Raw genomic sequence first — 22,666 nt, 5'->3', positions numbered from 1 at the left:
GTTCCAGTTCGCCGGACCCGTTAGGCTCGAACCCCGTGACCACCCGTGAGCCGACGGCCTCGCACGGCCCGACCCTGTGGGCGATCTCCGACCTACACACCGGCCACATGGGCAACAAGCCGGTCACCGAGTCGCTGCATCCGGCGACCGGTGACGACTGGCTGATCGTCGCCGGTGATGTCGCCGAGCGCACCGACGAGATCCGTTGGTCGCTGGACCTGTTGCGCAAGCGCTTCGCCAAGGTGATCTGGGTGCCCGGCAACCACGAGCTGTGGACCACGACCAAGGACCCGATGCAGATCTTCGGGCGCTCCCGCTATGACTACCTGGTCGACATGTGCGACCAGATGGGCGTCATCACCCCGGAGCACCCCTTCCCGGTCTGGACCGAGGAGGGCGGCCCGGCCACCATCGTGCCGATGTTCCTGCTCTACGACTACACGTTCCTGCCCGTCGGGGCGACCAGCAAGGCCGCGGGTCTGGCACTGGCCCGGGAGAACAACGTGGTGTGCACCGACGAGTTCTTGTTGTCCCCCGAGCCGTACGGCACCCGCGACGCGTGGTGCCGTGACCGGGTGGCCGTCACCCGCAAGCGGCTCGAAGGCCTGGACTGGATGACGCCGACCGTATTGGTCAACCACTTCCCGATGGTGCGCGAGCCCTGCGACGCGCTGTTCTACCCGGAGTTCTCGCTGTGGTGCGGCACCACCGAGACCGCCGACTGGCACACCCGCTACAACGCCACCTGCTCGGTCTACGGCCATCTGCACATCCCGCGCACCACCTTCTATGACGGGGTGCGCTTCGAAGAGGTTTCGGTGGGCTACCCACGGGAGTGGAAGCGACGCCCGCCGCACCGCTGGCTGCGGCAGGTACTGCCCGACCCGCAGTACCCGCCCGGCTATCTCAACGAGTTCGGCGGCCACTTCGCCATCACCGACGAGATGCGTGCGGCCAGCGCACAGTTCGCCGAACGCCTGCGGCAGCGGCAGTCCCGATGAGCAAGCTGCTGGACACGGTGCTGGATCCGGTGCCGGGGCATTCGCTGGCCTGGGCCGAACGCTACGACGACCCTCCAGGGTTGGCCCCGCTTCCCGAGGAGGAGCCGCTGGTTGCGCGGTCGGTCGCCAAGCGCCGCAACGAATTCATCACGGTGCGCTACTGCGCCCGGCTGGCGCTCGAGGAGCTCGGTCGGCCGCCGGTGCCGATCCTCAAGGGGGAGAAGGGCGAACCGACCTGGCCCGACGGCGTGGTCGGCAGCCTTACCCATTGCGCGGGTTTCCGCGGCGCGGTGGTGGGTCGCAGCGCTGACGTGCGGTCGGTAGGCATCGACGCCGAGCCGCACGACGTGCTGCCCGACGGAGTGCTGAACGCGGTCAGCCTGCCGGCCGAGCGCGCCGAGCTGGCCGCGCTCCCGCGCGAGCCGCACTGGGACCGGATCCTGTTCTGCGCCAAGGAAGCTACCTACAAAGCATGGTTTCCGCTGACCAGGAGGTGGCTCGGCTTCGAGGACGCCCACATCAGTTTCACTCTGACCGGCGAGGCGTCCGGGACATTCGTGTCTCGCATCCTGATCGACCCCGCAGCCCTGGCCGGGCCGCCACTGACCGAGCTGCGTGGGCGGTGGTCGGTCACCGGCGGGCTGGTGCTGACGGCGATCGTGCTGTGAGCGTGCAGCCCGGCTTGGTGATCGTCGACAAGCCAGCCGGAATCACCAGCCACGATGTGGTTTCGCGGTGCCGCCGATTCTTCTCCACCCGCAAGGTCGGCCACGCCGGCACTCTCGACCCGATGGCCACCGGCGTGCTGGTGATCGGCATCGAACGAGCCACCAAGATTCTCGGCCTGCTCACCACCTCGGTGAAATCCTATGCCGCCACCATCCGGCTGGGTCAGACCACCTCCACCGAGGACGCCGACGGCGAAGTGCTGCAGACTGTTTCAGCCACGCACCTCAGCGACTCCCAGATCGTCGACGCGGTTTCGAACCTGCGTGGCGATATCTTGCAGGTGCCCTCGGCGGTCAGCGCGATCAAAGTCGCCGGCAAGCGATCTTACCAGCTGGCCCGGGAGGGCCGCGCCGTCGAACTGCCGGCCCGCCCGGTGCGCATCGATCGCTTCGAAGTCCTCGCGGTGCGCCGCACCGGGCAGTTCGTCGATCTGGACGTCGAGGTGGATTGTTCGGCGGGCACCTACATCCGGGCGCTGGCCCGCGATCTCGGCGGCGAGCTGGGGGTGGGCGGGCACTTGACCGCGCTGCGGCGCACCCGGGCCGGCAGCTTCGGCCTGGATCAAGCCCGCACCCTGGAAGAGCTGGGAGACGCCCCGCGGCTGAGCTACAGCCTGGATGACGCCTGCCTGCAGACCTTTCCGCGCCGCGGCCTGACCGCCGACGAGGCACTCGACGCCAGCCACGGCCGGCCGCTGGCGCCCGCGGGCCTCGACGGCGTCTATGCGGCTACCGCCCCGGATGGGCGGGTGATCGCGCTGCTGGAGGATTCCGGGCGGCGGACCAGATCGGTGGTCGTCATCCGGCCGGCGACGCTGTGAGCAGGCGCCGGCGCTACGCCACCGCGGCGACGGCTTGGGCCCCATGGACACCGGAGGACAGCAGGTCGTTGGGCAGTGACAGCCGGATCACATTGCGCCACGCCGAGGCGACCTGTTCGGCGACCTTCGGCGCGATCTCGCAGAAGCGATTGCTGGCCAGGTCCGGAAATAAGTGGTGCTCGATCTGTAATGACAAGTTGCCGCTCATCAGATGGCTCAGGCTGCCGCCGCTGATGTTGGCCGAACCGAGCATCTGCCGCAGGTACCACTGGCCGCGGGTCTCGCCGTCGATCGACTGGTCCTCGGGTTCCACCCCCGTAGTCGACGGGCCGGCGCGAGGCGTCGACGGGTTGGCATCTTTATGTATACCGGTGACGCTAAGATGCTGATATGCGCACCACGATCCGGATTGATGACGACCTCTACCGGGAGGTGAAGGCGCTGGCGGCCCGGTCCGGACGAACCGTCGCCGCGGTGCTCGAAGACGCCGTGCGGCGTGGGCTGCGCCCGCAGACCCGGGAGCCGAAGGCCCGCTATACGGTCCGGCCGCTCGGTAGCGGGGGGCTTCGGCCCGGCGTGGACCTGTCGTCCAACGCTGCGGTCGCCGAGGTGATGGACGACCACGGCTCGCTCGATGCGCTGCGTTGACGTCAACGTCCTGGTCTACGCGCACCGCACGGACCTGCCCGAACATGACGACTACCGCGGCCTGCTCGAACGGCTTGCCAATGACGACGAGCCGCTTGGTCTGCCGGATCTGGCGCTCAGCGGGTTCGTGCGGGTGATGACCAATCGCAGGGTTTTCACCGAGCCGGCAAGTTTGGCCGATACGACTGCCGCGGTCGACGAACTGCTGGCCGCCCGCAGCGCCATGAGGCTGTGGGCCGGGGAACGGCACTGGACCCTGTTCCGGCAACTTGCCGCCGAAATCGATGCCCGCGGAAACGATGTCGCCGACGCATATCTGGCCGCCTACGCGGTCGAGAACAACGCGACCTGGCTGAGTGCCGACCGCGGCTTCGCTCGTTTCAGTCGGCTGCGCTGGCGGCATCCGCTCGACCTCTGAAGCTGCGGGTGAGTCCGGCTGAGCCTCAAACCCCGGATCGCGGACGCATCCCGCGCCAGAACAGGTCGAGCACCGCGTCGGCCGTCGCGTCGGTCTTGGCACGATCGGTCGGCGGGGCGGCGAGCGTTTCGGCGACCCGTTCGGCGGCGCCGACGATCGCGCGGGCGTGGATCACGGTCTGGGCGCTGTCTGTGGCGTATCCGAGCTCGTGGAGCAGATCGACGACCAGGGCGTCCATGTTCCGGCGGATCGACTCGGCTTGGTGACCCGCCTTCGTCCCGGTCAGGGCACCGTCGGCGAGCAGGGCGCGACACAGCGGTCCACCGTGGGAAATGAACGCCATCGCCTTGCGCACGATCGTCTGCAGGCGGCGGTAGATATCATCACCGGTAGCGGTGGCTTCGTCGATGATCCGGTGCAGTTTGAGCAATGATCCGGACAGTGACGCGGCGGCGAGTTCGTCATTGGATGAATAATGCTGGTACAGCACAGTTCTGGTCACCCCGGCATGCCGGGCGATATCGTCCATGGTTGCGGCGTGGAACCCGCGTTCGGCGAACACCTCCTCGGCGCTGCGCAACAGTTGACGGGCTCGGTCGGCGGGCGCCATTCGGCGACGGACGCGACCGCTGGCCTAGGGCATGGGTCCTGTCTACCGCAGCAGGTCACGTGCTCATCGCGGGGGGTGCGGCTCGGCGGTCTCCGACGGCGCGGTCCGGACGATGAAATCGGCCGGGTCCAACTGGGCGAGCCGGCGGCGGAATTCCTCCAGCGGCCACGGCCAGAGCAGCGAAACGCCGTCCGGGCCGAGATACCAACTGTCGCAGCCGCTGACCCATACGGTGCCGCCCATCGCGTCGCCCACCTCGTCGTAGAAGCGGTTGGTCGCGGACGCCGTCGGCTCGATCTCGACAATTCCGCGCTCACGCATCCGGCGCAGCCACGCCACCACGTAGTCGGCTTGGATCTCGGCGATCGGCACAAGTGAGGAGTTGCCGATCGGAGAGTTGGGACCCATCAGCAGGAACAGGTTCGGCAGGCCGGGGATCGTCGTGGTGTTGTGATCGACGAATTCATTGACCGCGCCGTGGAACACACCAAACGGGTGCGGCTGGGCACCGGTTATTCGTTCGACTACGACATGGGATCGATCACCACCCGGGCCAACTTCGAGCGGTTCGCCGGCTACCTGGATCAGGCCACCGCATCCGGCGCCTCGGTACTCACCGGTGGTAGGCCGCGTACCGATATCGGCCCGCAGTGCTACGAGCCCACCATCCTGGTCGACGTGGCGGCATCCGCGTGCCTGCACGCCGAGGAGGTCTTCGGCCCGGTCGCCGCGATCTATCCGTTCGCCACCGTCGAGGAGGCGATCACGTTGGCCAATGACACCGCCTACGGGTTGTCGGCCGGCATCTGGACCCGGGACACCAAAGAAGGCCTGCGGCTCGGGCAGCGGATCCGGGCCGGCGGGGTCAACATCAACGACGGCTACGCCGCGGCGTTCGGGGCGCATTCCGCACCCGCCGGGGGGATGAAGGCGTCCGGTGTGGGGCGGCGCCACGGCGCCTCAGGCTTGCTGCGTTACACCGAGGCGCAGACGATCGCCGTTCAGCGGTTGATCTCGATCGAGTCGCGGTTCGGGTTGCCCCGGCGTATCCATGGGGAGGTGCTGAGCCGCGCGGTCAGATTCCTGAAGTACCTGCGTTGACGTCCGCGTCCTTGATCCGAGCCACGCCTCATCCCTGAAACAATCCGCCGTGTATGTATGTAAGATGCATACACGGCGGCAGGTATCGTTAATCCGTCGAGGCGTGGCGGAAGGGGATGGCGATGGCGACGGGCGTCGATGACGGGCAGCGCGCCCGGCGCACCCAGGCCGAGCGCAGTGCCGCCATGCGGGAACGCTTACTGGATGCCACCGTGGAATGTCTGGTGTCCTACGGCTACGCCGGGACGACCACGCCGCGCATCGCCGAGGTGGCCGGGGTTACCCGTGGCGCCCAGATCCACCACTTCCGCTCGAAGGAAGATCTGGTCGTAGCGGCCATCGAGCACCTGGCCCAACAACGTGCGCAGGCCGCGATCCGCGAACTCGGCCGGCTCAAGAACAGCCCGGACCCGGTTTCGACGGTTCTGGACTTCATGTGGGAGGTCCATCAGGGGCCGCTCTTCGTTGCGACCATTGAACTTTGGATCGCCGCGCGTACCGACCCTGTGCTGGCAGAAGAGATCCAGCGGGTCGAGCCGGTGGTCAACGGTGCGCTGATCGCGGCGATCGCCCAGCTGCTGCCCGAGCACCCGGCGCAGCGGGAACTTCGCAATATCGCCTACACGGCGATGGATGCCTTGCGCGGGATCTTGGTCGCGAGCTTCGTCGACCAGGACGCCGGGCGGGCTCGCCGGCGCTGGGAGCGCGCGTGCGGGGATCTGCGTGCGGTGCTGGCCGGCGCATTGCCGGACTTGCGCTAGCCGCCAGCGGTATCTCCCGCCGAGCGTGCAGCTGGGTCACGCTCGCGCTCGACGGTGAACTCAACTCCGCGCTCGGTGCCTTCCGTGTCCTGCCACCGGTCCTAGCCAAGCGCTTGCAAAGATACAATCACGTGTGTATGTTTTGATCCACGGTGAACAACCCGATGAAGGGAATGTGATGGCAGACAAGGTCGCCAACAAGGTCTACGTCGTCGGCGTCGGCATGACGAAGTTCGAGAAGCCCGGCCGGCGACTCAACGAGGACGGCTCGGCGTGGGATTACCCGGACATGGCCCGCGAGTCCGGCACCAAGGCGCTGGCCGATGCCGGCATCGACTACCGCGAGGTGCAGCAGGGCTACGTCGGCTACGTCTATGGGGAGTCGACATCGGGGCAGCGGGCGCTCTACGAGCTGGGCCTGACCGGCATCCCGATCGTCAACGTCAACAACAACTGCTCGACAGGGTCGACGGCGCTGTACCTGGCCGCGCAGGCGATCCGGGGAGGGCTGGCCGACTGCACCATCGCCCTGGGCTTCGAGAAGATGAAGCCCGGCTCGCTGGAGGCGTCCTACGATGACCGCGCGCAGCCGATGGAGCGCCACATCCTGGCCCTGGCCGAGATCTCTGAGGTGCTGTTCCCGCCCGCGCCGTGGATGTTCGGTGCCGCCGGCCGCGAGCACATCAAGCAATATGGTTCTACCGCGGAACATTTCGCCAAGATCGGGTACAAGAACCACAAGCATTCGGTGAACAATCCCTACGCGCAGTTCCAGGACGAGTACTCCCTCGAGGACATCCTGGGCTCGCGGATGATCTATGACCCGCTGACCAAGCTGCAGTGCTCACCGACTTCAGACGGCTCGGGCGCGGCGATCCTGGCCTCCGAGGCCTTCGTCGACAAGCACGGGCTGGCCGGCCAGGCGGTCGAGATCGTGGGGCAGGCGATGACCACTGACTTCGACTCGACGTTCAACGAGACAGCCAAGAACCTGATCGGCTACGACATGAATGTGCAGGCCGCCAGGCAGGTCTATGACCAGGCCGGCCTGGGCCCGCAGGACTTCCAGGTGATCGAGTTGCACGACTGCTTCTCGGCCAACGAGTTGCTGCTCTATGAGGCCCTCGGCCTGTGCGGTGAGGGCGAGGCGCACAAGCTGATCGACAACGGCGACACCACCTACGGCGGACGCTGGGTGGTCAATCCGTCCGGCGGCCTGATCTCCAAGGGCCACCCGCTGGGTGCCACCGGGTTGGCCCAGTGTGCCGAGCTGACCTGGCAGCTGCGCGGGGCCGCCGACAAGCGCCAGGTGGACAACGTCACCGCCGCTTTGCAGCACAACATCGGCCTCGGCGGTGCCGCCGTGGTCACCGCCTACCAGCGCGCCGAGCGCTGAGCATCCAACCAATCACCACCGAATCAAGGAGAAATCATCATGGGAAGCATTGAAGCCACCAAACAACTGTCGGTCAGCCCGGACGCGTTGTGGAAGACCGTCTCCGACCCGTCGACCTGGGACCAGTGGTTCACCATCCACGAGAAGTGGCTGCAGGAGCCGCCGTCCACCCTCACCGAGGGCGCGACGATGACCGCCAAGATCGTGATGCTCGGCATGGCCAACAAACTGGAATGGACGGTCGATAAGGTCGACGCCCCGACGAGTTTGACGATGTCCGGGACCGGTATGGCCGGGGTGAAATGCCAGTTCGACTTCTCGATCACACCGTCCGGTGACGGCTCGGAATTCAAGGTGGCCGGCAGTTTTGAGGGTGCGCTGGTCAAGGGCGCGCTGGCCAAGGCGGTGGAGAAAGACGGCGCTAAACAGCTCGAGAAGACGCTCGCGCAACTCGAAGCGCTGGCCGCGGCGGCAGCCTGACATGGCCGGTCAGGTCACCGAATTCGACGATTCGGGATTGAACGTCTGGGCAGATCCGGAGACCTTCGAGGTCACCCGCGAGCGGATCGCCGAGTACGCGGCGGCGACCAACGACCCGATCGAGGCGCACCGCAGCGGCGACGTCGCCCCGCCGGTGTTCGCGATCGTGCCGGCCTTCGACGCACTGATGGCGCCCGTGCTCGATGTCGTCCCGATCGAGATCTTCGGCCGAATCGTGCACGGCGAACAGGATTTCCACTTTCATCGACCGATCCGCCCGGGGGACAAGCTGACCTCGCGGGCACGGGTGATCGGCTATGACACGGTGGAGTCCGGCGCCCGGGTCTCGATTCACCTGGAGACCCGCGCGCAGGACGACGAACTGGTCAACGAGCAGTACCTGATCGGGTTCTTCCGCGGCATCGACGCCGGCGACGCGGTGGGGGAGCAGGTGCCCAACCACAAGTTCGATGCCGCGCTGCGGGGGTCCGCGCCGGTGGCCAAGCTGGTGCAGCACGTCGATCTTGATCAGACGTTCCGCTACTCACCGGCTTCCGGTGACCCGATGCCGATCCACCTCGACGAGGAGGTCGCCCGCGACGCCGGACTGCCCGGCATCATCGCCCACGGACTGTGCACCATGGCGTTCACCTCGTGGGCGGTACTCACCGAGGTCGGCGGATCGGATGTGCACCGGCTCAAGCGGTTCGCGGTCCGCTTCTCCAAGATGGTGCGGCCCGGCGACGACCTGGAGACCAGGATCTGGCAGACCGGACGTAGCGGCGACGCCACGACGTACGCGTTCGAGACCGCCCGCAACGGGGACGCCGGCGAGGAATTCGCCATCACCGACGGCCTGGCCGTCATCGCAGACTGATCAAGGGAGCAATACCAATGGGAGCTTTGGAGGGACGGGTCACCGTCATCACCGGCGCCGGACGCGGCATCGGCCGCGAGCACGCGCTGCTGTTCGCCGCCGAGGGCGCCAGCATCGTCGTCAATGACCTGGGCGGCAGCAATGCCGGCGAGGGTGCGGACGCCGGGCCGGCGCAGCAGGTCGTCGATGAGATCATCGCCGCCGGCGGCAAGGCGGTGGCCAACACCGAGAACATCTCCAGCTGGGATGGAGCCAAAGGCCTGGTGCAGCAGGCGATCGACGAGTTCGGCCGGCTCGATGTGCTGGTCAACAACGCGGGCATCCTGCGGGACGCCTTCATCCCCGGGATGGAGGAATCCCAGTGGGACGCGGTGATCAATGTGCACCTTAAGGGCCACTTCGCGATGCTGCACCACGCCGCGGCCTACTGGAAGGCGCAGAGCAAGGCCGGGGATCAGCCCAACGCCGCAGTGATCAACACCGCGTCCGGATCCGGGGTGACCCTGCCCAACGCCGGGCAGGCCAACTACGGCGCGGCCAAGGCCGGGATCGCCGCACTGACCCTGATCGCCGCCGAGGAACTGGACCGCTACGGGGTGCGGGTCAACGCGATCGCGCCGATCGCCCGCACCCGGCTCACCTTGGCCACCCCGGGCATGGGTGCGTTGATGGCCGAACCGGATGAGGGGGAGGTCGACCTGTTCAGCCCGGCCAACATCTCCCCGTTGGTCGCCTACTTGGCAACCGAGAAGTGTCCGATCACCGGCGTGGTGTATGCGGTGCAGGGCGGCGCGATATCGCGGCTATCCGGCTGGCACGACACCGAGACCATCGAGACCGACGGGGTGTGGCAGATCGACGACATCGCAGGGAGGCTGCCGTCATGATCGAATGGTCCGAAACCGATCTGCTCATCCGTGACAGCGTCCGTGAGTTCATCGACAAAGAGGTCCGGCCCAACCTCGATGCGCTGGAGAGTGGCGAGCTGCCGCCGTATCCGATCCTGCGGAAGCTGTTCGCCGACTTCGGCCTTGACGTGTTGGCCGCCGAAGCCGTCAAAGCCATGTTGGACAAGAAGCGTGCCAAACAGGAGGCCGGTGCGATCGAGCAATCCAAGACCTCCGGTGGCGGTCTGGGTGATATCGGCGCTCAGGCCTCGATGGGTTTGATTCTGGTCAGCGAACTGTCCGGAGTCAGTTTGGGGCTGGTCGCCGCGGTCGGGGTGAGCCTGGGGCTGGGAGCGGCCACGATCATGAGCCGCGGCACACTGGCGCAGCAGGAGCGTTGGCTGCCGGAGCTGGTCACACTGGAGAAGATCGCGGCGTGGGCGATCACCGAACCCGACGCCGGATCTGATGCGTTCGGCGGGATGAAGACCTATGTGCGCCGCGACGGCGATGACTACATCCTCAACGGGCAGAAGACGTTCATCACCAACGGGCCCTATGCGGACACCATCATCGTCTACGCCAAACTCGACGAGCGCGATGGTGCAGATCCGCGCAAGCGCAAGGTGCTGACCTTTGTGCTCGATGCCGGCATGGAGGGCCTGACGCTGGGCAAGCCGTTCAAGAAAATGGGCATGAACTCCTCGCCGACCGGGGAACTGTTCTTCGACAACGTTCGGTTGGGCGCTGACCGGCTGCTGGGGGAGACCGAGGAACACGAGGGGGGCGACGGCCGCGACAGTGCCCGGGCGAACTTCGTAGCCGAGCGGGTCGGGGTCGCCGCGCTCGCGCTGGGCATCATCAACGAATGTCACCGGCTCTGCCTGGATTACGCCAAGACCCGCACGCTGTGGGGTCAGAACATCGGACAGTTCCAACTGATCCAGCTCAAGCTGGCCAAGATGGAGGTGGCCCGGATCAACGTGCAGAACATGGTGTTCCAGACTCTGGAGAAGGCCAGGGCCGGCAAGATACCGTCGCTGGCCGAGGCGTCGGCGATCAAGCTGTACTCCTCGGAGGCGGCCACCGAGGTGGCGATGGAGGCGGTGCAACTGTTCGGCGGCAACGGCTACATGGCCGAGTACCGGGTGGAACAGTTGGCGCGGGATGCCAAGTCGCTGATGATCTACGCCGGCAGCAACGAGGTTCAGGTGACCCACATCGCCAAGGGCCTGTTGGCCGGATGATCACCACAGCCCGGGTGAGCTACGGCGCTGTCGAAACCCGGGTGCTCTCGGTGCCGGGTGCCGGCCTGCCGGTGGTGTTGTTGCACGGCTACGCCGACAGCGCCGACACCTGGCGGCCGGTGCTCACCCGGCTGATGGCTGGTGGGCAACGTGCGGTAGCGGTCGACCTGCCCGGTTTCGGGCAGGCCGATCCGCGCCGGCCCGGGGCGATGGTGCCGCAGTTCGACGGTTTCGTCGACGCGGTGCTCGCCGACACCGGTCCTGCGGTGCTGGTGGGAAATTCGCTGGGGGCGGCGACGGCGGTGCGGGCGGCGGCGCGCAATCCATCGGTGCGGGCTCTGGTCGCCCTGGACGATCCGCTGGCGGCCAACCACTGGCTGGCGCGCCGTGCTCGATCGCGACCACTGCCCGGGGCGTTCTGGGGACGCGTCGGCCGTCTCCCGGTGCCGCCGCGGGCACTGCGCTTCGCCACCCGGCATGCGGTCCCGAAGATCCTCTACGGGCCGGGGGTGCGTCCCGAACCGGAGGTGGTGGCGTACTGGACCCGGGCAGCATCGCGGATGTCGGAGGTGGCCACCCTGGGCCGCTATGCCTTCCAGTACGCCTACGAGTCCGCCGCCGGACACGCCGGCGTGCACATCGACTGCCCCACGGTGATCGTGCACGGCGCCCGGGACCGGATCATCCCGGTGCATTCCAGCCGCACGCTGCACCAACAGATTCCGGGCAGTGAGTTGGTCGTGCTGCCGCGCTCGGGGCACTGCCCCCAGCTGGACAACCCGGATGCGGTGGTGCGGACCATCACCGGACTGTGCAAGCAGGTCGACAACTACTGAGAGGACCGGGTAAATGCTGACCGATCGCCTGCGTGCCGTGCGGGTCCTGGCCCGGCGCGGCATGATCGAGCCACTGCGGCCCGACCGCGCCGTACACGCGTTCCTGGCCATCCGGCGCTACGGCCCGTTCGGCGGTCTGATCGCCCACGCGGCCGCCCGTTACGGGGATTCGCCGGCGGTCACCGATGAGCGCGACACGCTGAGCTTCCGCCAACTGGAGGCGGCATCGAATGCGACGGCCCGGGGAATGCAGGCGGCCGGCGTCGGAGCGGGCTCGGTGATCGCGGTGCTGTACCGCAACCACCGGGGCATGCTGTTGGCACTGAGCGCGGCGAACCGGGTCGGGGCCCGGGTGGTGTTGATGAACACCGGATTCGCCGGCCCGCAGCTGGCGGATGTCTGCGTGCGGGAGAAGGTCACCGCGGTGCTGGCCGACGACGAGTTCAACGCGTTGCTCGAGCCCCTGCCGTCAACCGTGGCACGGCTGAATCTCGACGAGCTGGCCGCCGGCCGGGCGACGTCTCCGGTCCCCGCCCCGGCGCAGCCGGGCGGCATGGTGTTGCTGACCAGCGGCACCACCGGCACCCCGAAAGGCGCGCCCCGCAACAAGATCGACCCGCTGCAGTCGGCGCAGCTACTGGACCGCATCCCCTGGTCGGCGCGGGGCGCCTACTGTGTGCCAGCGCCCTTGTTCCACGCGACCGGATTGGCGACGTGCGCGCTCGGGTTGGCGCTGGGTAACCGGATGGTGCTGACGCGCCGCTTCGACCCGGAAGCCACGCTGGCCGCGATTGCCCAGCACCGGGCCGGGGTGCTGATCGTGGTCCCGACCATGCTGCAGCGCATCCTCGATCTGGGGCCGCAAGTGCTCGGCCGTTATGACACCTCATCGCTGGAAGTGGTGTTCGCCGCCGGGTCGGCGCTGTCGCCGGACCTGTGCCGGCGCACCGCGGAGGCATTCGGCGAGGTGCTCTACAACCTGTACGGGTCCACCGAGGTGGCGGCCGCCGCTATCGCGACACCGGCTGAACTGCGGCAGGCGCCCGGTACCGTGGGCCGGCCGCCGCTGGGCTGCCAGCTGGCCTGCTACGACGAGCAGCGGCGCCGGATCACCGAGCCGGGCCGGGTCGGCACCCTGTTCGTCGCCAGCGGACTGTCCTTCACCGGCTACACCGACGGCAACCACAAGGAGATCGTCGACGGCATGCTGTCCAGCGGCGACACCGGGCATTTCGACGCCGACGGGCTCTGGTTCGTCGACGGCCGCGACGACGACATGATCGTCTCGGGCGGTGAGAACGTCTTCCCGCTGGAGGTGGAGAACCTGCTCAGCGACCACCCCGACGTCATTGAGGCCGCGGTCATCGGAGTGGACGACGTCGAGTTCGGAAAGCGATTGTGTGCCTTCGTGGTAGCCACCCCGGACGGCCGATGCGATGCCGACGAGATCAAGGATTTTGTCCGCTCTCATCTGGCCCGGCACAAGGTGCCGCGCGATGTGCTGTTCGTCGATGCGTTGCCGCGCAACGAGACCGGCAAGCTGCTGCGCAATGAGCTGTCTGAAAGTGTCAAATAACTGTCCGTCTTGGGCATTACGCGCCACGGCAGCCGGCCCTAATGTCGTTGGTATGACTACGAATCTCCTGCGGCCCCCGCCCAGGGCGATCGCCGCGGCCGCGCGCGCCGCGATCTTCGATTTGGGCGGTCCACTGGCCCTCGGCACCTATCGTGACTGGCGCCGGCCGCGGGCACGCCGAGCGCCAACCTCGTTGCCGCGCAACACCTTCGATCCAACCCTGCCGGACAGTATCGCCAACCCCTACCCGGATTTCGCGCGAATCCGGGAGCACCCGGTGGTGGTCAACGAACGCCTCGACGTGTGGATGCTGGGACGCCACCACGATGTGCACGCCGCGGCCCGGGATACCCAGATGTTCTCCTCGGCGTCCGGGATCATGCTGCGCTCCACGCCCGGGCCCTCGATGATCACCTCGGATCCACCCCATCACGAGCGCCTGCGCACGATCACCCAGCCGATGTTCAGCAAGAAATCGGTCGCCTCGCTGACCGACGAGATTCGGGCGCTGGCCGCCGACGGGGTGGCCCGGTTGCACCGCGGTGCGGTCGTTGACATGGTGCCCGCGCTGACCATCCCGTTGCCGATCAACGTGATCGCCCAACTATTGGGGGTGCCCCGCGACCAATGGGCACAATTTCGGGCGGTCTCCGAAACCTGGGCGCAAATCTTCAGCCCCAGATCCCTTCCCGAGATTCTGCGGTTGCTGGCCGACGGTATCGCCGCCTATTTTCAGTTGCGTAGTTTTGTCGCCGGTGAGCTGGGCCGCCGGGTGGGACGCTCCGGCACGGAGGTCCTGGATCGGTTGCGCGCCGCCATCGACGAGGGCCAGCTGACCGAGCAGGAGGCGTTCTACTACACCCTGTTGATCCTGGTGGCCGGTAACGAGACCACCACCAACCTGCTTGGGATGACGCTGATCCGCCTCGCCCGGGATCCCGAGCTGTTCGCCGAGCTGCAAGCTGACCGCAGCCTGCTGCCCGCGACAGTGGAAGAGACCGCACGCTGGGGATCCCCGGTGCAGTGGGTCACGCGGATGACCACCGCGCCCTACGAGATCGGGCACACCGTGATTCCCCAGGGTGCCCGGGTAGTGCTGTTCTACGCTTCGGCAAACCGTGACCCGGCCAAGTTCACCGACCCCGACCGTTTCGACATTCACCGCACCACGGCGGGGCATCTGGCGTTCGGCCACGGCATCCACTTCTGCCTCGGGGCGCATCTGGCCCGGCTGGAGGTGGTGACCGCCATCGACCACCTGCTCGACGAGGTCGACGGCCTGGAGTTGGCCGGCCCGGTGCGGTGGGGGACCACCCCGTCGCTGCAGGGGCCGGTGTCGGTGCCGGTGCGGGTCAGGAGGGCGGCATGAGGGGCGCGAAACGACTTGCCGGCAAGGCGGTGCTGATAACCGGCGGCGCGCAAGGTATCGGCGGCCAGGTTGCCCGCCAGTTGGTCGGTCACGGCACCCGGGTCGCGATCGTCGACCGCGACGGCGCCGCCGCGCAGCGACTGGCCGCCGAACTCGGGCCGCGCGCCACGGCGATCGAAGCCGACGTGACCTCCGCGGAGGCGATGGTCGCCGCCTGTGACGCCGCCGCCGAACAGTTCGGCGGGCTGGACGTGGTGGTGGCCAACGCCGGGATCGCGGGGCCGGCGGCGACCGTCGCGGCGGAGTGGCGCCGTGTCATCGACGTCAACCTGGTCGGGGTCTTTCACACCGCCGCCGCCGCGCTGCCGTATCTTCGGCAGCGCCGGGGCTATCTGCTGGCGGTCGCCTCGATCGGCGCGGTGATCCCGGGTCCGACGGTCAGCGCCTACATGGCCGCCAAGGCTGGAGTGGAATCGCTGACCCGCTCATTGCGAATCGAGTTGGGCGGGACCGGTGTCGGGGTGGGCGTCGGCTACTTCGGGCTGGTCGACACCGGTTTGGCGCAACAGATGCTGACCGGCTCCGGGGTGGGCGCGATGCTGTCGGGCCTGCCTGTGCTCAGCCGGGCCATCCCCGCCGCCAACGCCGCCACCGCGATCATCACCGGTATCGCCCGTCGGTCCCGCCGGGTCTACGCACCCGGCTGGGTTGCACCGGTGCTGGATTTGCGGGTGCCGCTGATGGTGATCGACCGGCTACTGGCGGTCTGGCCGAGTATGCGCCGCACCGTGCGCGACGCCGACGAGGCGGAAGTCCGGGCATGAAGCGACAGCCCTCGGTCGGGATCATCGGCGCGGGCATGTCCGGGCTGTGCCAGGCCATCATGCTGCGGCAGGCCGGTATCACCGACGTCACGATCTATGAGAAGTCGCATGAGGTCGGCGGAACCTGGCGTGACAACACCTATCCCGGACTGGCCTGCGATGTCCCCTCGCGGTTCTATCAGTTCACGTTCGCGATCAACCCGGACTGGACCAGGCTGTTCTCGCCGGGGGATGAGATCTTCGACTACTTCCGCTGGACGACCGACGAATACGGCATACGGGAGTCGATCCGGTTCGGCATCGAGGTCACCGACGCCACCTTCGACGGGCGGGGCTGGCTGCTGACCACCGATGCGGGGGAGACGGTTTCGCACGATTTCCTCATCTCGGCCACCGGGGTGTTGCGCGAACTGCGGCTGCCCGACATCGACGGGCTTGCCGACTTCGACGGCCCGGTCATGCATTCGGCACGCTTCGACCACAGCGCGGACCTGACCGGGAAGCGGGTCGCGGTGATCGGCACCGGCTCCACCGGCGTACAGCTGGTCTGCGGGCTGGCCGATTCGGTCAGTCGCCTGGAGCTGTATCAGCGCAGCGCCCAGTGGGTGCTGCCGCTGCCGAATCCGGGCTATCGGCGCTGGACGGGCCCGTTGCATCGCAGGTTTCCCATTCTCGACCGCATCGCCTACCGCGGCTACCACGAAACGTTCGAATTCCTCGCCGGCGGTCTGGTGCGGCCGGGCTGGCGACGCACCATGCTCGGCGCAGCGTGCCGCGCCAATCTGCGCACCGTGCGGGATCCGGAGTTGCGTCGGCGTCTCACCCCGGACTACCAGCCGATGTGCCGGCGGCTGGTGATCTCGGCCGGTTTCTACCGGACCATGAAGCGGCCCAATGTGTCTCTGGTCGATACCGCAATCGACCGGGTGGAGGCGCGCGGCATCGTCACCGCCGACGGCACCCTGCACGAACTCGACGTCATCGTGCTGGCCACCGGGTTCGACGCACATGCGTTCATGCGGCCGATGACGCTGACGGGTGCCCAGGGGCGCACTGTCGAACAACTCTGGGATGCCGGGCCCAAAGCCCACCTGGGTGTCGCGTTGCCCGGCTTCCCGAACTTCTTCATGCTGATGGGACCGCACAGCCCGGTCGGCAACTATTCGTTGACCGCGATCGCCGAAGCCCAAGCCGGACACATCACCGGCTGGATTCAGCGCTGGCGCGGCCGGGAATTCGACAGCGTTGCACCCACTGAGCAGGCCACCGACAAGTTCAACGCGAGTATGCATGCGGCGATGCCGAACACGGTGTGGGCGACCGGTTGCACCAGTTGGTATCTGGGCATCAACGGCACACCGGAGTTGTGGCCGTGGACGCCGAACGCCTATCGGCAGCGGCTCGCACAGGCACCCGACGTAGGCGACTACGAACTGCACACCGCACTGGAAGGAACACGAACACGATGAAGCAGGATCTGACCGGACGGGTGGTCGCGATCACCGGCGGTGCGCGCGGCATCGGGCTGGCCACGGCGAAGGAGTTCGTGGCCGCCGGCGCGAAGGTGGCCATCGGGGACCTCGACGTCGGCCTGGCCAAGAAAGTCGCGGACGGGATCACCGGTGAGGTCGTCGCATTACCTCTGGATGTCACGTCACCGCAGTCGTTTTCGGAGTTCCTTGATGACACGGAAGCCGCGCTGGGGTCGCTGGATATCCTGGTGAACAATGCCGGCGTCATGCTCACCGGTGAGTTCCTGGTCGAATCGGCGGCCACCGAGGACAAGATGATCGACATCAACCTGCGCGGTGTGATCCTGGGCTGCAAGCTGGCCGCGACCCGCTTCACCGGGCAGGGTAGTGGAGCGATCATCAACATCGCGTCGATGGCCGGTGTCGCCGGTTTCCCCGGTGTGGCCACCTACTGCGCTACTAAATTCGGGGTGGTCGGTCTGACCGCCGCGCTGCGAGAGGAACTGCGGCCACACGGGATATCGGTGTCGGCGATCCTGCCGGGCATCGTGCACACCGAACTGTCCGCCGGCGTCCAACTGCCGGGTGTCGTGGAGGATTTCGTGTCGGTCGAACCGGCAGACATCGCCGCGGCCGTCGTCGCGGTCGCACGAACCCGGCGTGCCCAGTCGTATGCCCCGCGCAGGTTGAGCCTGGTGTTGCGGATCGCCGAGGTCATACCGGAACGCCCGCGCAGGTTCCTGTACCGCATCACCCGCACCGAGCAGGTGTACCTGGCCGTCGACCAGGCCACCCGGGACGCCTACCACGCCCGGGCAGGTGGTTGACGCCTCAGCAGTACAGCGTCTGGAATCGCTTGATCGAGCCCTCGATATCGCCCTTGACGGCGCGGGCGGCCGCCGCGCCGATCGGGCCGAACAGTGGCCGTCCGCCCATATCCAGCCGCAAGGTGAAACGGGAACCGGCGGCGGCGGGCGCGATGGCCAGGGACAGACCGTATTTGGTGCCGCCCACTCCGTCGCCGGCGATCTCCAGCAGCGCCGGCGGGTCAAACTTGCGGACCGTCCAGGTGACCCGGTTGCGCATACCCTTGGCGCCGGCCACCCCGACTAGTGTTGTCCCGACCGTGAGTTCCTCCGGCAGCTCGCAGCGCCACCCCTGATGCATGGACAGCCAGTCGCCCAGCTCGGCCAGGTTCGAGGCGTGCTCCCACGCCTGCTCCGGGGGAAGCGACAGTTCGCGGGACAGTTCGAGTTTGGCCATCCGTCGATGCTAGGCGATGCGGTGCGTATCGAGTTCGGTCCGCAGCCGTTTCGCGAAGCGGTCGATCGCCCGGTTGGCCTCGCCGATCAGCCCGGCCATGATGTGAAACACGTGCGCCTGGCCGGGATGCTCGGTGTAGGCCACCACCTCGACACCGTCGCCGCGAGCCCGTTGTGCCAGTGCGCGGGCGTCGTCGACCAGCAGATCGTGGCCGGCCGCTTCGATGACCATCGGCGGAAGCCCGGCGAGACTGCGCAGCGGCAGGTCCAGGCTGGTGGTGTCGGTGCTGTCCCAGGTGTAGGTGCCCACGAAGCGGCGCATCAGCTCGGCGGTGAGGATCGGGTCGCGGGCGTCCCTGGCGGCGACGACGTCGGGGTCGTATTCGACCGGCGGGCAGATACAGCACCACTGCGTCGCCGGCGGCCCCGCGGGGGACGTGGACCTCGGTGGGCAATCCGGCCAGAAGCTGACGGCGCAACGTCACCGCCGACGGGCGGGGCGAATACCGGGTGGTCAGATCGACTCGTCGGCGCACCCGCGACCAGTCCGCCGGAGCGAACGTCCAGGATGCGGCCCGGCACAGCAGCGGGCGCAATGCCCATGCGGGCAGCGGTAGATCCATGTTTTCCCTTGCGGCTCAGAGTTGTTCGGGTTCGTTCAATTGGTGCGGTCGAACCCGTAGTCGGATAGATCGAACCGGCTGCTGCGCCAGAACGTCTCGATGGTGGTGGTTGGTTTCAGCGGCACGTCGCCGTGCGGGCTGAAGTAGTAACTGTTGGCCAGGCTGCAGCTGTCCTGCCAGAACACCTGCCGGCCCCGCCGCGACAGCATCTCGGCGAAGTACCGGTCGTTGGCGGCGGCGGTCACCTCCACCCGGTTCGCTCCGGTCGCCCGGGCGTGGCGCAGACAGCGCAGGATGTGGGCGGTCTGCGCCTCGATCAGGGTGAAGTACGACGCGCCGTTGTAGCCGTACGGGCCGAAAACCGAGAAGTGGTTGGGAAAACCCGGGACGCTGATGCCGTGGTAGGCCTGGTAGCGGTTCTCCTGCCACCACCGGCCCTGTTCCACACCGTCGCGCCCGGTCAGCCGGTAGGTGGGCAGGTTGTCGGGATCGAACACCTTGAATCCGGTCGCCAGGATCAACACGTCGATCTCGTGGGCGGTGCCGTCGGTGGTGTGCACAGCAGAAGCGCTGATGTGGCTGATCGGGGTGGTCTGCAGCGCCACGTTGGCACGGTTGAAGGCCGCGTAGTAGCCGTTGTGGAAACTGGGGCGTTTGCAGCCGGGCGCGTAGCGCGGGGTGAGCTGCTCGGCCAGCTTCGGGTCGTTGAGCTGGCTGCGCAGGTAGCGGGTGAACCAGGATTCCCACCGGTGCGAGCCGGGGATTGCGGTGAAGTAGTGCCGCGATGGGGAACGTCACCTCGACGAAGGCGTGGCTGGCCAGCCGCAGCGCGTGCCGTACCCCGGGCAGCCGGGCCATCAGCTTTTGCACCGGGCGGGGCAACGTGAAATCGGGTTTGGGCAGACACCAGATTGCGGTGCGCTGAAACACGGTGAGTGACTCGACGTCGGGCGCGATCGCCGGGATGATCTGCACCGCCGAGGCTCCGGTGCCGATGATCGCGACCCGTTTGCCGGCCAGGTCCACGTCGTGATTCCAGCGGGCGGTGTGCAGGGTGTCACCGGCGAAGTCGGTGACGCCGGGGATGTCGGGATAGTTGGGGGTGACCAGCACGCCGGAGGCGTTGACGACGTAGCGGGCGGTGAGCTCGTCGCCGGCGGCGGTGGTCAGCCGCCACAGGTTGCGCGTGTCGTCGTAGGTTGCGGAGGTGATCGTGACGCCGAACCGGATGTGGCCGCGGATGCCGTACTTGTCGACGCAGTGCTCGGCGTAGCCCTTCAATTCCCGGCCCGGCGCATAGCTGCGTGACCAGTTCGGGCGCTGTTCGAACGAGAACTGGTAGGAGAACGACGGAATATCCACCGCCACACCAGGATAGGTGTTCCAGTACCAGGTGCCGCCGGCCTCGTCGCCGGCCTCGATGATCACGAAGTCGTCGAAGCCGGATTGCCGCAGCTTGATGGCGACCCCGATACCGGAGAAACCGGCTCCGATGACGATGATCTCGTGGTCGGGGGAAACGGGCATGACCGCCACGCTATGAATCGCCCGGATGCGACGGAATGACCGTTGCAGACCTCGATTTGATATCTTCGGACACATGGTGGTCGGGGAAGCGCACGCTCATGGGGCCGACTGGGACGTTCCGCGGCCGGTGGCGACCACTCGGCACCTGATCGAGGCGGCCCGCCTGCACGGGGTGGCTACGGCCGACTGCCTGGCCGGCACCGATGTGTCGCCGGCCGACATCGAGAACAGCGCCACCGAGGTTCAAGCCGGCCAGGAATTGGCGATCTTGCGCAACATCCTTGCCCGCGTTGCCGATCCGCACGAGTTCGCCCGCGACGTCGGGCTGCAGTACAACTTCGCCAACATGGGGATTCTCGGCTATGCGCTGCTGGCCAGCCCGACCTGGGGCGACGCCGTCAACATCGCCTGCCGCTTTGCGGCGCTGTCGTCGACTTTCCTTCGGATCACCCGCTGCGACACCGCCGCCGGCGCCGTCATCGAGTTCGACGACAGTCAGGTTCCCGCCGACGTGCGGGAGTTCATGCTCGAACGCGATCTGTTCGCCGTGATCAACCTGGCGCCGCTACTGATCGGGCAATTGGAATCGCCGACGCCGCTCAAGGTCGAACTGCCCGGCATCGAGATACCGACGGATCGCCTTGTTTTCCCCGGACTGGTCATCGAGATCGACACGACGTCCACCCGCAGTGCGATCATGATCCCCAACGAGGTGCTGGGGCAGGCGATGCCGGCCGCCGACGCCGCGACCGCACAACTGTGTGTGCAGCAGTGTGAGGACCTGTTGGAGGCCCGGCGACAGCGCCGCGGGATCGCCGCGTTGGTGCGGACCCGCCTGGTCCGCGACCCCGGCCAGCTGCCGTCGATGGCCGACATCGCCGCCGAACTGTGCATCGCCGAGCGCACCCTGCATCGCCGGTTGGCGGCCGAGCGCACCAGCTACCGTGCCCTGGTCGACGAGGTGCGGGCGACGCTGGCGGCGGCGCTGCTCGAATCGGGGTTAACTGTCGAGGAGACCGCCCGGCAACTGGGCTATTCGGAGACCGCCGCGTTCACCCGCGCCTTCATCCGCTGGACTGGTACACCGCCGAGCAGACACCGCGGTCGCTGACCAGGGACCGCCGAGCCGATTGTGGCCGTGGACCCGACCCGCTATCGCGCCCGCCTCGGCGAACCACCGGTGCGGGCCGACTTCGACCTGCGGTCCGCGAAGGCCGCTCCAACATCCGAGGTGTCCGGATCCATCAAATAGCTGTCCGGTTCGCGCATTACATCGATCGGCCCGCCGGGTCAGAGTGAGACCATGACTGCATCTCACGACGTGGCCTACCCGGCGGTGCGCCGGATGAGCTTCGGGTTCGGCGTGGCCGGCACCGACAAGTACTTCGCCGACGGCAATATGGTGTTCAGCCACCTGATCGCGATTCTGTCGGCGATCTTCCCGCCGGGCGAAGAGATCTTCGTGCGGTCGGTAGGCCGCTACAAAGACCAGATCGCCGACCCGGACCTGCGCAAGCGGGTGGCCGGATTCATCGGGCAGGAGAAAACTCACGGGCGCGGGCACCGTGAGCTCAACGAGCAGCTCACCGCGATGGGGTATCCCACCGCCTGGTTCGAGTATCTGTTGGAGAGCACCGAGCGGATGGAGAAGTTCCTCGACAAGCAGTACCCGAGCCCGGATCGGCTGCCCCGGCTCCGGCACTTCTTCCTCGGCTTCACCGTGGCCGCCGAGCACTTCACCGCGGTGTGGGCGGAGAACATCCTCAAAAGCCCCGAGATTCAGGCGATGATGTACGACCCCGAGATTCGCAACCTGCTCAACTGGCATGCGTTGGAAGAACTGGAACACAAGTCGGTCGCCTTCGACGTGTATCGGGCTGTCGGCGTGCCGGAATCGACGCGCATCCGCTGGATGCGGTTCGCGCAGAACTGCGGCATCCCGATCCTGGTGCTGTTCGCCTGGCTCTCGATCGCCACCACCGACCGCGAGGGGCGCCGGCGGCCGCTCCGGATCCTGCGGGAGACCGTGCAGATGCTGCGCACGCCGATGTGGACGGGCTTCTACTCCGCGATGGGCCCGTTCAAGAAGGCCGGATTCCACCCGTCCCAGATCGACACCACGGAGCTGGAAGCCGCATGGCGTCACAAGCTTTTCGGAGAGCAAGGACAGCTCGTCGGCCACCTGAGGTGATCCGGCAGGCC

At 67.4% G+C, this 22,666-nt stretch carries 25 protein-coding genes and 1 pseudogene; 20 read left to right on the top strand and 6 right to left on the bottom strand.

Translation table 11 applies throughout. From position 1 onward, the window contains the following. Positions 1 to 35 precede the first annotated feature (35 nt). Genes A5771_RS16690 through truB form a run of 3 tightly spaced genes read left to right on the top strand, consistent with a single transcriptional unit; the run spans position 36 to position 2,550 of the window. Entirely contained in the window at positions 36 to 1,001 is a 966-nt protein-coding gene (locus tag A5771_RS16690) for a metallophosphoesterase family protein (RefSeq protein WP_064856303.1), read from the top strand. Continuing rightward, positions 998 to 1,669 (top strand): 4'-phosphopantetheinyl transferase PptT, encoded by a 672-nt coding sequence (pptT, locus tag A5771_RS16685; RefSeq protein WP_064856302.1) that lies wholly within the window; start codon positions 998 to 1,000, stop codon positions 1,667 to 1,669. Before A5771_RS16690 ends, pptT begins: the two co-directional genes overlap by 4 nt. Further along, positions 1,666 to 2,550 (top strand): tRNA pseudouridine(55) synthase TruB, encoded by an 885-nt coding sequence (truB, locus tag A5771_RS16680; protein ID WP_064856301.1) that lies wholly within the window; start codon positions 1,666 to 1,668, stop codon positions 2,548 to 2,550. The genes pptT and truB overlap by 4 nt, the downstream gene beginning before the upstream one ends. A gap of 13 nt (positions 2,551 to 2,563) precedes the next feature. Here the strand turns inward: truB and A5771_RS16675 are convergent, their stop codons facing one another. After that, positions 2,564 to 2,863, bottom strand: a complete 300-nt coding sequence (locus tag A5771_RS16675; protein WP_064856300.1) for a fatty acid desaturase — start codon at positions 2,861 to 2,863, stop codon at positions 2,564 to 2,566. Positions 2,864 to 2,940: 77 nt separating this feature from the next. On the opposite strand from A5771_RS16675, the gene A5771_RS16670 reads away from it, so the two are divergent. After that, positions 2,941 to 3,198, top strand: coding sequence for a ribbon-helix-helix domain-containing protein (locus A5771_RS16670; protein ID WP_064856299.1), 258 nt, complete (start codon positions 2,941 to 2,943; stop codon positions 3,196 to 3,198). Then, positions 3,185 to 3,616 carry a type II toxin-antitoxin system VapC family toxin gene (locus tag A5771_RS16665; RefSeq protein WP_064856298.1) on the top strand — a complete coding sequence of 144 codons (432 nt, stop codon included), beginning with the start codon at positions 3,185 to 3,187 and terminating at the stop codon, positions 3,614 to 3,616. Before A5771_RS16670 ends, A5771_RS16665 begins: the two co-directional genes overlap by 14 nt. Before the next feature lie 25 nt (positions 3,617 to 3,641). On the opposite strand, the gene A5771_RS16660 is transcribed toward A5771_RS16665, so the two are convergent. Together A5771_RS16660 and A5771_RS16655 are read right to left on the bottom strand one after the other, a co-directional pair. Next, positions 3,642 to 4,226, bottom strand: a complete 585-nt coding sequence (locus A5771_RS16660) for a TetR/AcrR family transcriptional regulator (RefSeq protein ID WP_064856297.1) — start codon at positions 4,224 to 4,226, stop codon at positions 3,642 to 3,644. A 63-nt stretch (positions 4,227 to 4,289) separates the two neighbouring features. Next, on the bottom strand, positions 4,290 to 4,712 hold the full coding sequence (locus A5771_RS16655; protein WP_064856296.1) for a hypothetical protein: 423 nt from the start codon (positions 4,710 to 4,712) through the stop codon (positions 4,290 to 4,292). Here A5771_RS16655 and A5771_RS16650 point away from each other — a divergent pair. From A5771_RS16650 to A5771_RS16590, 13 genes are all read left to right on the top strand, one after another. After that, a complete protein-coding gene (locus tag A5771_RS16650) occupies positions 4,704 to 5,327 on the top strand; it encodes an aldehyde dehydrogenase family protein (RefSeq protein WP_234783085.1) in 624 nt (207 codons plus the stop codon). The two genes, A5771_RS16655 and A5771_RS16650, sit on opposite strands and share 9 nt — an antisense overlap. Positions 5,328 to 5,449: 122 nt before the next feature. Next, positions 5,450 to 6,088: a TetR/AcrR family transcriptional regulator gene (locus A5771_RS16645; protein ID WP_064856323.1), complete on the top strand. Its 639-nt coding sequence runs from the start codon at positions 5,450 to 5,452 to the stop codon at positions 6,086 to 6,088. A gap of 178 nt (positions 6,089 to 6,266) precedes the next feature. Continuing rightward, positions 6,267 to 7,484 (top strand): lipid-transfer protein, encoded by a 1,218-nt coding sequence (locus A5771_RS16640; protein WP_064856294.1) that lies wholly within the window; start codon positions 6,267 to 6,269, stop codon positions 7,482 to 7,484. A gap of 39 nt (positions 7,485 to 7,523) precedes the next feature. Continuing rightward, complete coding sequence (locus A5771_RS16635) at positions 7,524 to 7,964, top strand: type II toxin-antitoxin system Rv0910 family toxin (protein ID WP_064856293.1); 441 nt, start codon at positions 7,524 to 7,526, stop codon at positions 7,962 to 7,964. Position 7,965: 1 nt separating this feature from the next. Next, positions 7,966 to 8,841, top strand: coding sequence for a MaoC/PaaZ C-terminal domain-containing protein (locus A5771_RS16630; RefSeq protein WP_064856292.1), 876 nt, complete (start codon positions 7,966 to 7,968; stop codon positions 8,839 to 8,841). A gap of 17 nt (positions 8,842 to 8,858) precedes the next feature. Further along, entirely contained in the window at positions 8,859 to 9,728 is an 870-nt protein-coding gene (locus A5771_RS16625) for an SDR family oxidoreductase (RefSeq protein WP_064856291.1), read from the top strand. Further along, positions 9,725 to 10,975: an acyl-CoA dehydrogenase family protein gene (locus tag A5771_RS16620; protein ID WP_064856290.1), complete on the top strand. Its 1,251-nt coding sequence runs from the start codon at positions 9,725 to 9,727 to the stop codon at positions 10,973 to 10,975. Before A5771_RS16625 ends, A5771_RS16620 begins: the two co-directional genes overlap by 4 nt. Beyond that, positions 10,972 to 11,811 carry an alpha/beta fold hydrolase gene (locus A5771_RS16615; protein ID WP_064856289.1) on the top strand — a complete coding sequence of 280 codons (840 nt, stop codon included), beginning with the start codon at positions 10,972 to 10,974 and terminating at the stop codon, positions 11,809 to 11,811. The genes A5771_RS16620 and A5771_RS16615 overlap by 4 nt, the downstream gene beginning before the upstream one ends. Before the next feature lie 13 nt (positions 11,812 to 11,824). Continuing rightward, entirely contained in the window at positions 11,825 to 13,387 is a 1,563-nt protein-coding gene (locus A5771_RS16610) for an acyl-CoA synthetase (protein ID WP_064856288.1), read from the top strand. A gap of 52 nt (positions 13,388 to 13,439) precedes the next feature. Continuing rightward, positions 13,440 to 14,756: a cytochrome P450 gene (locus tag A5771_RS16605; protein WP_064856287.1), complete on the top strand. Its 1,317-nt coding sequence runs from the start codon at positions 13,440 to 13,442 to the stop codon at positions 14,754 to 14,756. After that, the gene (locus A5771_RS16600; RefSeq protein ID WP_064856322.1) at positions 14,753 to 15,580 is read left to right on the top strand and encodes an SDR family NAD(P)-dependent oxidoreductase; all 828 of its coding nucleotides are present in this window, start codon (positions 14,753 to 14,755) and stop codon (positions 15,578 to 15,580) included. The genes A5771_RS16605 and A5771_RS16600 overlap by 4 nt, the downstream gene beginning before the upstream one ends. Then, positions 15,577 to 17,049, top strand: coding sequence for a flavin-containing monooxygenase (locus A5771_RS16595; protein WP_064856286.1), 1,473 nt, complete (start codon positions 15,577 to 15,579; stop codon positions 17,047 to 17,049). The genes A5771_RS16600 and A5771_RS16595 overlap by 4 nt, the downstream gene beginning before the upstream one ends. Continuing rightward, positions 17,046 to 17,879, top strand: coding sequence for an SDR family oxidoreductase (locus A5771_RS16590; RefSeq protein WP_064856285.1), 834 nt, complete (start codon positions 17,046 to 17,048; stop codon positions 17,877 to 17,879). The genes A5771_RS16595 and A5771_RS16590 overlap by 4 nt, the downstream gene beginning before the upstream one ends. Positions 17,880 to 17,883: 4 nt before the next feature. Here A5771_RS16590 and A5771_RS16585 read toward each other — a convergent pair whose 3' ends face one another. From A5771_RS16585 to A5771_RS16575, 3 genes and pseudogenes are all read right to left on the bottom strand, one after another. Continuing rightward, positions 17,884 to 18,315, bottom strand: coding sequence for a type II toxin-antitoxin system Rv0910 family toxin (locus A5771_RS16585; protein WP_064856284.1), 432 nt, complete (start codon positions 18,313 to 18,315; stop codon positions 17,884 to 17,886). A gap of 9 nt (positions 18,316 to 18,324) precedes the next feature. Further along, a complete protein-coding gene (locus A5771_RS16580; protein ID WP_082947281.1) occupies positions 18,325 to 18,714 on the bottom strand; it encodes an alpha/beta hydrolase fold domain-containing protein in 390 nt (129 codons plus the stop codon). 258 nt (positions 18,715 to 18,972) lie between these two features. Next, positions 18,973 to 20,464: pseudogene (locus A5771_RS16575) on the bottom strand (flavin-containing monooxygenase). Between the two features lie 73 nt (positions 20,465 to 20,537). Here A5771_RS16575 and A5771_RS16570 point away from each other — a divergent pair. Continuing rightward, on the top strand, positions 20,538 to 21,575 hold the full coding sequence (locus A5771_RS16570) for an AraC family transcriptional regulator (RefSeq protein ID WP_064856282.1): 1,038 nt from the start codon (positions 20,538 to 20,540) through the stop codon (positions 21,573 to 21,575). Positions 21,576 to 21,767: 192 nt separating this feature from the next. Further along, positions 21,768 to 22,655 carry a metal-dependent hydrolase gene (locus A5771_RS16565; RefSeq protein ID WP_064856281.1) on the top strand — a complete coding sequence of 296 codons (888 nt, stop codon included), beginning with the start codon at positions 21,768 to 21,770 and terminating at the stop codon, positions 22,653 to 22,655. Positions 22,656 to 22,666 lie beyond the last annotated feature (11 nt).

Origin of the sequence: Mycolicibacter sinensis (assembly GCF_001667375.1) — a bacterium.
Taxonomy (GTDB): domain Bacteria; phylum Actinomycetota; class Actinomycetes; order Mycobacteriales; family Mycobacteriaceae; genus Mycobacterium; species Mycobacterium sinense_A.
This window is presented reverse-complemented; position numbering and strand designations above follow the sequence as displayed.